Source organism: Oceanicoccus sp. (assembly GCF_029238675.1).
Classification (GTDB): Bacteria; Pseudomonadota; Gammaproteobacteria; order Pseudomonadales; family Dasaniaceae; genus Oceanicoccus.
Genome location: NZ_JAQWFR010000013.1, coordinates 16098 through 27767, shown reverse-complemented (window position 1 = coordinate 27767; position 11670 = coordinate 16098). Strand labels below are relative to the sequence as shown.

Genomic DNA, 11670 nt, shown 5'->3' with positions numbered 1-11670 from the left:
CATGGGCCAGACATCACTCGACAAAAGCAAGATCAAATTCCTGTTATTGGAAGGCGTACACCAGTCGGCTATCGACACCCTAACCGCAGCGGGCTATACCAATATCGTCACCCACCCCAAGGCGTTACCTGAAGACCAACTAAAAGCGGAAATAGCCGATGCTCACTTTGTCGGCATTCGCTCGCGCACCCAGCTGACTGAAGAAGTACTGGGCCATGCCAACAGGCTAATAGCCATTGGCTGCTTCTGTATAGGTACCAACCAGATCGACCTGACCGCCGCCACTGAGAAAGGCATTGTGGTATTTAACGCCCCCTTCTCTAACACTCGCAGTGTGGCGGAGCTGGTAATTGCCGAAGCGATTTTATTATTGCGTGGTGTTGCCGAAAAGAATGCTCTGGCCCACCGCGGCGTTTGGCAAAAATCTGCTGCCGGTTCCTTTGAAATCCGCGGCAAACAATTAGGCGTCATTGGCTATGGCAGCATTGGTATGCAGCTGGGTGTTATTGCTGAATCATTAGGCATGCAGGTGGTGTTTTATGATGTCACCAGTAAGCTGCCTTTGGGCAATGCCATGCAAGTGGCCAGCTTAAGTGAGTTATTAGCCAAATCCGATATCGTCAGTTTGCATGTACCAGAAACCGGCTCTACAAAAAATATGATTGGCGAACAGGAACTGGCGCAAATTAAAAAGGATGCGATCTTAATTAACGCATCCCGCGGTACCGTGATTGACATCGACGCCCTGGCGGCTGCATTAGAGTCTGGCCACCTTGCCGGTGCAGCTATCGATGTATTCCCCGTTGAACCCAAATCCAATGACGATGAATTTATTTCGCCCTTAAGAAAGTTTGATAATGTTTTCCTAACACCCCATATCGGTGGCAGCACCATGGAAGCGCAGGAAAATATTGGTTTGGAAGTGGCGGAAAAAATGGCTCGTTATAGTGATAACGGTACATCAACCTCTTCGGTTAATTTCCCGGAAGTTGCGCTGCCTGCACATACCAATATGCACCGTTTACTTCACACTCACCGCAATGTGCCCGGTGTCATGTCGGCCATTAACCAGGTATTTGCTGAGAATGAAATTAATATTCGTGCGCAGTATTTGCAGACAACCAAAGATATTGGTTATGTGGTGATTGATATAGATGCGGAATACAGTGAACTTGCCCTGAAGAAGTTAAGTGAAGTCAATGGCACTATCCGCTGCCGGGTGCTGTTCTAAACAGCTGCTCTAAACCACAGCAACACAAACCAATTCGGTTTTTTTTGCTAAATTAACCAGCAATAGCCGCGGAAAAGCTGCTGACATACCTATTGTTCCGGTGAAAAATATATATCCAGGGCCGAGAATATCGTTTTTCTGATCACCTCTGACTCGTTGGCCAGATGGTGCTTTGCTGTTTTTAAATAAACTATTTTTGCTTTAGGGAACTTCTTTTGGATCAAACCAATATTGTAGGGCCAGTCAACCGTAACATCTGACATACCCTGAATCACCAACGGCTTTAACGGACTGGGCTTAGCCGTGATAAACTTTCTTATCCACTGCTTTAATGCCCCTACCCACTGCAACGGTAAACGCCTTGCCTGCAAGGGGTCTTTATATTGAATAAAATCATGAAAGACCTGGTCATTGCTGGTATCGGCATATTTTCTTTTAATATGTGACAACCAGGGTTTAGCTACAGTATAAATGACTTTTGAAACCGGCCAGCCTCTTGGCCGAACCAGCGGCGCCAGCAACACCGTTTTAGCAAAAATTTTCTCACCGGACAGTAAAAAATCCATCAAGATGGCAGAGCCAGTGCTTTGGCCAATAGCATTCCAGGGTGATGGTGCCTTGCCCTTAAAAAACAACAACACACTCGCCAAAACCAACTGATAATCTTCAAAGCTAGCAATGCTGGCCCTTTCACCTGTAGATAAACCATGGCCGGGCAAATCAAAAATCACTACAGAAAAGTTCCTTTTTAGGCAGTAGTCGATAATATTGCCGTATAAGCCAGCATGGTCGTAAAAACCATGGACGATAAAACAGGTTTCTACGGCGAGTTTGTTTTCATAATAATGGGCGACGATATCGAAACGGTCACAGGGGATATGGCCGAAATGGTGGGTGATATGGTTGTTTTTTTCTTCGAAGTTAATGCCGTAGAAACGAAAGTACTCTCGCTCTGCATCGCTGGTAGCGGGTGGCCTTGTGGGATCAAGGCTTTTTATGTTGGCGACTAGGGCATCTAGGTTCATGCATCAAAGTTTTTAGTTGTTGTCATCCCCGCGAAGGCGGGGATCTAGTGCCGCTGGATTCCCGCCTTCGCGGGAATGACGGCATAGTGTGATGTTACTTTATTTTTGCATCTAAAGAGCCGCTTTCGTACTGCTTAAACATATCTTCTAAATTAACGGCTTTAATTTTGTCCGCATTACCCGCTGTACCAAAAGCTTCATAACGAGCAATAACAATCGCTTTCATTTCGTTAATGGTTTGCTGCAAATATTTACGCGGATCAAATTCTGATTTGTTCTGCGCCATAAAGCGACGGATAGCACCGGTTGAGGCTAAACGTAAATCGGTATCGATATTGATTTTACGTACGCCGTGCTTGATGCCTTCGGCAATTTGTTCAACGGGGACACCGTAAGTTTCAGGAATTTCACCGCCGAATTCATTGATGATGGCCAACCACTCTTGCGGTACTGAAGATGAACCGTGCATCACCAAATGAGTGCCGGGGATGCGTGAGTGAATATCTTTGATGCGGTCAATCGCTAAGATATCGCCTGTTGGCGGGCGAGTAAATTTGTAAGCACCGTGACTAGTACCACAGGCAATCGCTAAGGCATCTACCTGCGTTTTTTGTACAAAGTCTGCGGCTTCTTCAGGGTCGGTTAGCATTTGGTCATGAGATAAAGTGCCTTCTGCGCCAACACCATCTTCTTCACCAGCTTGACCGGTTTCTAATGAACCCAGACAACCCAATTCACCCTCAACAGAAACGCCACAAGCGTGGGCCATATCAACGGTGCGACGAGTCACATCAATATTGTATTCATAGCTCGATGGCGTTTTACCATCAGCTTCCAGTGAGCCATCCATCATTACCGATGAAAAACCTAACTGAATAGAACGCTGACAAACGGAAGGGCTGGTACCATGATCCTGGTGCATTACCACCGGGATTTCAGGAAACTCTTCAATTGCCGCTAAAATCATATGGCGCAAAAACGGTGCGCCGGCATACTTACGAGCGCCGGCAGAGGCTTGCATAATTACCGGGCTGTTTGTTTCGCGGGCCGCTTCCATAATGGCGCGGGTTTGCTCAAGGTTATTTACATTAAATGCTGGTACGCCGTAATTATATTCGGCGGCGTGGTCCAGTAGTTGACGCATAGATACTAGTGCCATTGTCTTGTTCCTTTAATAGTGTCTCTATTGTTTGATATTTTTATTATTGTGTTTAATGTTTATTTATTCTGCGGCGCGAGTTTCTAAGATCGCTACAGCGGGTAATACTTTACCCTCTACATATTCAAGAAAAGCACCACCACCGGTGGAGATGTAAGACACTTTCCCGGCAATATTATATTTGTCGATGGCCGCCAAGGTATCACCACCGCCAGCGAGGGAAAATCCTTCGCTACTGGCAATAGCTTCGCTAAGGGCTTTGGTGCCATCGGCAAACTGGTCAAATTCAAACACCCCTACCGGGCCATTCCATAAAATGGTTTTAGCGTTTTTCAAAATATCGGCAATTTGTGTTGCGGTATCAGGACCGATATCAAAAATCATATCGTCATCGGCAACATCGTCCGCTGATTTTAATTCGGCGGCGGCGGTTTCAGAAAATTCTTTCCCGGTAACTACATCGGTGGGTACCGGGATATGGGTTTTGGCCATCAGTTTTTTGGCATCATCGATTAAGTCGTGTTCGCATAATGATTTGCCTACTGGCTTTCCACTTGCCGCCAGGAAAGTATTGGCAATACCTCCGCCGACGACTAACTGATCAACAACATCAGACAGTGTTTCTAAAACAGTTAGCTTGGTAGATACTTTTGAGCCACCAACAATCGCTACCATTGGGCGTGCAGGATTGGCTAAGGCTTTTGCTAGTGCATCTAACTCGCCAGCTAGTAGAGGGCCAGCACAGGCAACGGGTGCAAACCGGGCAACACCATGCGTTGATGCCTGTGCGCGGTGCGCGGTACCGAAGGCATCCATTACAAAAATATCGCAAAGGCTGGCGTAGGCTTTGGAGAGTTCCTGGTTATCTTTTTTCTCGCCGGGATTAAAGCGTACATTTTCTAATAGGGCGAGCTCACCATCGGCCAGTTCAAGACCGTTTTGCCAATCTTTAATAACGGGTACATTGCGACCTAACAGTTTGCCTAAATGGTCGGCAACGGGCTGCATGGAAAACTGCTGCTCGAACTCACCTTCGGTGGGACGTCCCAGATGTGACATCACAATCACTTTGGCGCCGGCATTTAATGCCTGCTGGATAGTGGGTAAGGCGGCGCGGATTCTGGCATCGCTGCTAACTGCGCCATTTTTAATGGGTACATTCAAATCTTCACGGATCAATACTCGCTTGCCGGCAAGATCCAGGTCACTCATTTTAATTACACTGCTGGACATCGATTTCACTCTCTCCTGAATCTATTCAATGGTTATTTATTATTGTTGTAACCACTATTGCTGTAACCACTGGGCGGCAATATCCAGCATACGGTTGGCATAGGCCCATTCATTATCAAACCATACCAATACATTAATCATATTTCCGCTAACGCGGGTTTGACCCGCATCAACTATGCATGAGCGAGCATCGTGATTGTAATCACAGGACGCCAGCGGCTCATCGCTATAGCCAAGGATGCCTATTAAGTCACTCTGGGCGGCCTGGCGCAACGCATTATTCACAGTTTCAACGCTGGCAGCATCGGCAACCACGATAGACAGCTCCATGGCAGAGACATTGATGGTGGGCACTCTTAGGGCTCGCGCTTCAAACTTGCCTTCCATCTCGGGAAGAATACGGCCTATACCTGCGGCCAAGCCGGTGTCGACTGGAATAATTGACTGACCAGCCGCTCGGGTTTTGCGTAAGTCGGTGTGATGGTAAGCATCAATCACTGGCTGGTCGTTCATGGCCGAGTGAATGGTGGTGATCACGCCTGACTCAATGGTCAATGCACGGTTAAGTACATCAATAACCGGTGTAATACAGTTGCTGGTACAGGAGGCGGCAGACAGTATCTGCTCCTGCGGTGTGATCGACTGTTGGTTAAGGCCCATCACTATGGGTTTGATGGGTGCCATGCCCGGTTGTGACAGCAGGACTTTGTTAGCGCCGGCTGCCAGATGAGTTTTTAGTTCCTGTTCCAATGCAAAGTGGCCAGTACATTCCAGCACCAGGTCCGGCTTTGCCGCTGACCAGTCGATAGCAGCCAAATCATCATGGTGGCTTACCGCAATCACATCACCATTAACCAATAAGTTGCTGCCATCAGTTTCAACCGAGGCTGGAAAACGCCCGTGAGTACTATCGTACTTGGTTAAATGGGCAATGGTTGCCAAATCCGCAGGCTCGTTAATCGCTACAACCTGCATAGCCGGATGATGGCCAGACTCATAAAGGGCGCGCAGCACACAGCGCCCGATACGACCATAACCATTGATTGCTATACGAATAGCAGCACCCGCCTCAGTCATCAATTAACCCAGCGCATCTTCTACCGCTTCAACCACGGCATCAACGGTAAAGCCAAAGTGTTCCATCAAGTCTTTGATGGGGGCTGACTCACCAAAGGTTTCCATCCCCACAATACGACCATCAAGGCCCACATATTTGTACCAGAAATCTTTATGACCAGCTTCAACCGCAACCCGCGGTAAAACATTACTCGGCAAAACAGACTCTCTATAAACCACATCCTGACGATCAAACACAGAGGTAGACGGCATAGAGACAACGCGAATTTTGCGCCCCTGCTGTTCCAATACAGCTTTAGCGTCTAGCGCTAACTGCACTTCTGAACCGGTGGCAATAATGATGGCATCGGGATCCGTGTCACAATCGCTAAGGATATAAGCACCGCGAGAAATATTGCTTAACTGCTTATCATCGCGGGCCTGGTGTGCCAAACCCTGGCGGGAGAAGATTAATGCGGCGGGGCCATCGGCACGTTCAAGAGCTTCTTTCCAACATACGGCTGATTCAACCGCATCACAGGGACGCCAGGTATCCAGGTTCGGTGTAGAGCGCAATGAAGTCAGCTGCTCAACCGGCTGGTGAGTTGGGCCATCTTCGCCTAAACCGATAGAGTCATGGGTATAAACAAAAATGCTGCGCTGCTGCATTAATGCCGCCATACGTACGGCGTTGCGAGCGTATTCCATAAACATTAGGAAGGTTGCACCGTAAGGAATAAAACCGCCGTGTAGTGCAATACCGTTCATCATCGCCGACATACCAAATTCACGCACGCCGTAGAATAAGTAGTTGCCTGAAGCATCATCCGCAGTCACACCTTTTGAGCCACTCCAGAGAGTCAGATTGGAACCGGCCAAATCCGCAGAGCCGCCCAGCATTTCTGGCAGCAATGGGCCGTAGGCGTTTAAGGTGTTTTGTGAGGCCTTACGCGATGCGACGGATACACCGTCATTTTGTAGCCCGCGGATATAAGCATCGGCTTGCTCGGCAAAGTTTTCAGGTAGGTCACCGCTTAGGCGGCGGGCAAATTCTACCGCCAGTTCAGGGTGGGCTTCTGCATAGGCATCAAAGCGGTCGTTCCACTGTTGTTCCAGTTGCGCGCCCTTATCTTTAGCGCTCCAGCCAGCATAAACATCGCTAGGCACAAAGAAAGGAGGATGTGACCAGCCTAAAGTTTCTCTCACCAGATCAATTTCATCCGCACCTAAAGGCGCGCCGTGACAATCTTCTTTACCCTGCTTATTCGGGGAGCCTTTACCAATAATGGTTTTACAGCAAATCATGGTGGGCTTGCCGGTTTCGGCACGGGCGGCTTCTATAGCTTCTTTAATAGCTTCAGAGTCATGGCCATCGATGGCGGGAATAACATGCCAGCCATAAGCCTCAAAACGCTTGGGGGTATCATCAGTAAACCAGCCTTCAACTTCACCATCGATGGAAATACCGTTGTCATCGTAGAAACAAATCAACTTGCCAAGGCCAAGCGTGCCCGCCAGTGAGCAAGCCTCGTGGGAGATACCTTCCATTAAGCAGCCATCACCTAAAAAGGTATAGGTATAGTGATCAACCACTTCGTGGCCATCGCGGTTAAATTGCGCAGCCAGAATTTTTTCAGCGGCAGCCATACCTACGGCGTTGGTGATGCCCTGCCCTAATGGGCCGGTGGTGGTTTCAATACCGGGCGCATAACCATACTCCGGGTGACCCGGCGTTTTAGAATGCATCTGGCGGAAGTTCTTTAACTCCTCCATCGGCAGTTCATAACCGCTAAGGTGCAACAGCGAATAAATCAGCATGGAACCGTGGCCGTTAGATAATACAAAACGGTCTCTGTCAGCCCAGTTGGGGTTGGCGGGGTTATGCTGCAGATAGTCATTCCATAGAACTTCAGCAATATCGGCCATACCCATTGGGGCACCGGGGTGGCCACTATTGGCCTGTTGTACGGCGTCCATACTGAGGGCGCGGATGGCGTTAGCTAATTCGCTACGAGAGGGCATCTATTAAGACTCCTAAAGAGGGGCTGGGAAAAAGGCGGTATTTTCCCCTACCGGCGACCGTACGGCAATCGCTAAGGGGAAAAAAATCTCTGGAAAGCCACTAATCATGGGCTTTTAGCTGGCTGAGGAGGGGTTTTCCTTGGCTTGGGGCTCATTTTTCAGCAATCTATATCAAAATATTTTGATATAGATATGAAGTACTGCTATTATCCCTCGCCATGACTACCAAAGCCAACAACACAATAAGCACGTTGCCAGCCGCTTCAGCCGACCCGCAGAGCCTGCTGATGTTCTGTAAAGCCAGTGCTGACCAGTTGCGCCTTGACGTATTGAAGGTGCTGAGTCATGACTCTTACGGTGTGTTGGAACTGTGTAGTATTTTCGATACCAAACAGTCCGGCATGAGCCACCACCTTAAGATATTGGCCAATGCAGGTTTGGTAAAAACCCGCCGTGAAGGCAATACCATTTTTTACCGGCGTGCTAACCGCAGCAGCAACCCCCAACTTAATGAATTACAACAAGCCCTCCATCACACCATTGACCAGCAGGCTATCTCTGAGCCAATGCAAAGCAAAGTCGATGCGGTGCAAAAGGAACGGGCGGCCAGCTCAGAACTATTCTTTACTGAAAACGCGGATATGTTTAGCCAGCAGCAAGAGCAGATCGCCGCGTATGAGCTTTATGGCCATAATACGATTGACCTTATTAGCAGAAGCTTCAGTACCAGCAACAGTGGTATAGCGTTAGAAGTCGGCCCCGGTGAAGGCGCCTTTTTAGCGGAATTATCACCGCGTTTTCAACAGGTCTATGCGCTGGATAATTCACAACAAATGTTAGATAAGGCCGCTCACTTTGCCCAGCAAAGCGCACTGGCCAATATTGATTTTATTTACGGCGACACCAAAAACACACAAGTCCAGCAACTGAATGCGGACTGTGTAGCTATTAATATGGTGCTACACCATACACCCTCCCCCGCTGAAATTTTTTACGATATGGCCGCTGCCCTGAAAACCGGCGGCCAACTTTTTGTCACAGATTTATGCAGCCATGACCAAAGTTGGGCAAGAGAATCCTGTGGAGATTTATGGCTGGGATTTGAGCCGGAAGATTTAACCCAGTGGGCCGCTGATGCCGGATTTAAAACCGGTGAAAATATTTATTTAGCCCAACGTAATGGCTTTAGAGTTCAGATTAGACAGTTTATTAAAATTTAATTTTTTATTGATAAAGACACAGACGACATTAAGAGGAATTCATATGTCAGAATATTCAGTATTTACTTCAGAGTCAGTCTCTGAAGGCCACCCCGACAAAATGGCTGACCAGATATCCGATGCGGTACTGGATGCGATTATCTGCCGCGACCCGGTAGCTCGTGTGGCGGTTGAAACTTTGGTTAAAACCGGTATGACTATCGTAGCCGGTGAGTTAACCACCTCTTGCTATGTTGACCTTGAAGATATTATCCGCGATGTGATCACCGGTATTGGCTACGACAGTTCAGAAGTAGGCTTTGACGGCGCCAGCTGTGCGGTATTAAACGCCATCGGTAAGCAGTCTGTGGATATCAATGTGGGTGTTGACCGCGCCAAGCCTGAAGACCAGGGTGCCGGCGACCAGGGTTTGATGTTTGGTTATGCCACCAATGAAACCGATTCCTTGATGCCGGCGGCGGTGTACTACTCTCACCGTTTAGTAGAGCGCCAGGCTCAACTTCGTAAAGACGGTGTATTGCCGTGGTTGCGTCCCGATGCCAAATCACAGGTCAGCCTGCGCTATGAAGACGGCAAGCCAGTAGCGATTGATGCGGTGGTTCTTTCTACCCAGCACGATCCAGACATTTCTTTGGAAGACCTACGCGAAGCCATCCTTGAAAACATTATCCTGCCGGTACTGCCTGCAGAGTGGTTACACGAATGTACTGAGTACCACATTAACCCAACCGGTAACTTCGTTATCGGTGGCCCTGTCGGTGACTGTGGTTTGACTGGCCGTAAGATTATCGTCGACACCTACGGCGGCATGGCTCGTCACGGTGGTGGTGCATTCTCTGGCAAAGACCCCTCAAAGGTTGACCGTTCAGCGGCTTACGCTGGCCGCTATGTTGCCAAGAACGTTGTTGCTGCCGGTCTTGCAGACCGTTGTGAGATTCAAGTGTCTTACGCAATTGGTGTTGCAGAACCTACGTCTATTGCGGTTAACACTTTCGGTACCGGCACGGTATCTGACGACCTGCTGATCGAAGCGATTCGCAAGACCTTCGATCTACGCCCCTATGCCATCACCACTATGCTGGACCTTCAGCACCCCATGTACCAATTAACAGCAGCCTACGGTCACTTCGGTCGTGAGCCGTTTGAACACACTTACACTTGGACCGATGAAAACGGCACAGAGAAATCAGATACGTTTACCGCTTTCACCTGGGAAAAAACTGACCGCGCTGACGCCTTAAAAGCGGCCTTAAACACCTAATTACATCTTTGAATTAATTGAAGGAAAAAGACAATGACTACAGATTATAAAGTTGCTGATATTTCACTGGCCGATTGGGGCCGTAAAGAACTCGATATTGCTGAAACAGAAATGCCAGCGTTAATGGCAATGCGTGCCAAGTATAGCGCCAGCAAGCCCTTGGCCGGTGCCAGGATTTTGGGTTGTATCCATATGACTATCCAGACGGGCGTACTGATTGAAACACTGGTGGAGCTGGGTGCTGAGGTGCGCTGGTCTTCTTGTAATATTTTCTCAACCCAGGATCATGCTGCTGCCGCTATCGCCGCTGCCGGCGTACCGGTGTTTGCCTGGAAAGGCGAAACCGAAGAAGAGTACGACTGGTGTCTTGAGCAAACTATCCTAAAAGACGGCCAGCCATGGGATGCGAATATGATTCTGGATGACGGTGGTGATTTAACGCTGATGTTGCACGAAAAGTACAGCAGCATGTTAGATAGCATTCACGGTATTACTGAAGAAACAACAACCGGTGTTCACCGTCTACAAGAAATGCTGGACAAAGGTACGCTTAAAGTTCCAGCGATCAATGTTAACGATTCAGTCACCAAGGCCAAGAACGATAACAAGTACGGTTGTCGCCATTCTTTAAATGATGCCATCAAGCGTGGTACTGACCACTTGCTAGCAGGCAAGAAAGCCCTGGTTATCGGTTACGGCGATGTGGGCAAGGGTTCTGCCCAGTCATTAAATCAGGAAGGCATGATTGTAAAAGTGACCGAGATTGATCCTATCTGTGCGATGCAGGCTTGTATGGACGGTTTTGAAGTGGTCTCTCCTTACAACAATGGTGTTAACACCGGCAAGGTTGAAGATACTAACAAAGCACTATTAGAGAACACGGATTTGGTAGTGACTACCACCGGTAACTTTAATGTCTGTGACTCGGCGATCTTGCGCTCACTAAAAAATAGCGCGGTGGTTTGTAATATCGGCCACTTCGATAATGAAATCGACACGGCGTATATGCGTGAGAACTGGAAATGGGAAGAGGTTAAGCCGCAGGTTCATAAGGTTTACCGCGATGAAGCCGCGAATGATCATTTAATTCTGTTATCAGAGGGCCGATTGGTAAACCTGGGTAACGCAACCGGCCACCCATCACGCATTATGGACGGCTCATTTTCCAACCAGGTATTAGCGCAGATTTATTTATTTGAGCGCAAGTTTGCAGATCTGGAAGCGGGGATGAAGGCGAGTGCGATTACGGTGGAAGTACTACCGAAGAAGCTGGACGAAGAAGTGGCAGCGGATATGGTGAAGGGCTTTGGCGGCGTGATTACTCAGCTGACTGCAGAGCAGGCTGACTACATCAATGTGCCGGCTGATGGTCCATACAAAGTCGAGAGTTATAAGTACTAAATACGCATAAACCGTCATTCCCGCGAAGGCGGGAATCCAGAGGTGCATGCAGGCTGGGCCCC

At 48.5% G+C, this 11670-nt stretch carries 9 protein-coding genes; 4 read left to right on the top strand and 5 right to left on the bottom strand.

The window, feature by feature from the left end:
* Position 1: 1 nt before the first annotated feature.
* Positions 2-1231, top strand: a complete 1230-nt coding sequence (gene serA, locus P8H32_RS04760; RefSeq protein WP_297293161.1) for a phosphoglycerate dehydrogenase — start codon at positions 2-4, stop codon at positions 1229-1231.
* A gap of 89 nt (positions 1232-1320) precedes the next feature.
* Here serA and P8H32_RS04755 read toward each other — a convergent pair whose 3' ends face one another.
* From P8H32_RS04755 to tkt, 5 genes are all read right to left on the bottom strand, one after another.
* Positions 1321-2256: an alpha/beta hydrolase gene (locus P8H32_RS04755; RefSeq protein ID WP_301088590.1), complete on the bottom strand. Its 936-nt coding sequence runs from the start codon at positions 2254-2256 to the stop codon at positions 1321-1323.
* 94 nt (positions 2257-2350) lie between these two features.
* Complete coding sequence (gene fba, locus P8H32_RS04750; RefSeq protein ID WP_297293159.1) at positions 2351-3415, bottom strand: class II fructose-bisphosphate aldolase; 1065 nt, start codon at positions 3413-3415, stop codon at positions 2351-2353.
* Positions 3416-3478: 63 nt separating this feature from the next.
* On the bottom strand, positions 3479-4648 hold the full coding sequence (locus P8H32_RS04745) for a phosphoglycerate kinase (RefSeq protein WP_301088589.1): 1170 nt from the start codon (positions 4646-4648) through the stop codon (positions 3479-3481).
* A 54-nt stretch (positions 4649-4702) separates the two neighbouring features.
* Positions 4703-5725, bottom strand: coding sequence for a glyceraldehyde 3-phosphate dehydrogenase NAD-binding domain-containing protein (locus P8H32_RS04740; protein ID WP_297293157.1), 1023 nt, complete (start codon positions 5723-5725; stop codon positions 4703-4705).
* A 3-nt stretch (positions 5726-5728) separates the two neighbouring features.
* Positions 5729-7726, bottom strand: a complete 1998-nt coding sequence (gene tkt, locus P8H32_RS04735) for a transketolase (protein WP_297293156.1) — start codon at positions 7724-7726, stop codon at positions 5729-5731.
* A 218-nt stretch (positions 7727-7944) separates the two neighbouring features.
* Between tkt and P8H32_RS04730 the strand changes: the two genes are divergently transcribed.
* The 3 genes from P8H32_RS04730 to ahcY are packed head-to-tail and all read left to right on the top strand — an operon-like array spanning position 7945 to position 11608.
* Entirely contained in the window at positions 7945-8946 is a 1002-nt protein-coding gene (locus tag P8H32_RS04730) for a metalloregulator ArsR/SmtB family transcription factor (protein WP_301088588.1), read from the top strand.
* 43 nt (positions 8947-8989) lie between these two features.
* Complete coding sequence (gene metK / locus P8H32_RS04725) at positions 8990-10207, top strand: methionine adenosyltransferase (RefSeq protein WP_297291757.1); 1218 nt, start codon at positions 8990-8992, stop codon at positions 10205-10207.
* Positions 10208-10240: 33 nt separating this feature from the next.
* On the top strand, positions 10241-11608 hold the full coding sequence (gene ahcY / locus P8H32_RS04720) for an adenosylhomocysteinase (RefSeq protein ID WP_297291756.1): 1368 nt from the start codon (positions 10241-10243) through the stop codon (positions 11606-11608).
* The last annotated feature ends 62 nt before the right edge of the window (positions 11609-11670 follow it).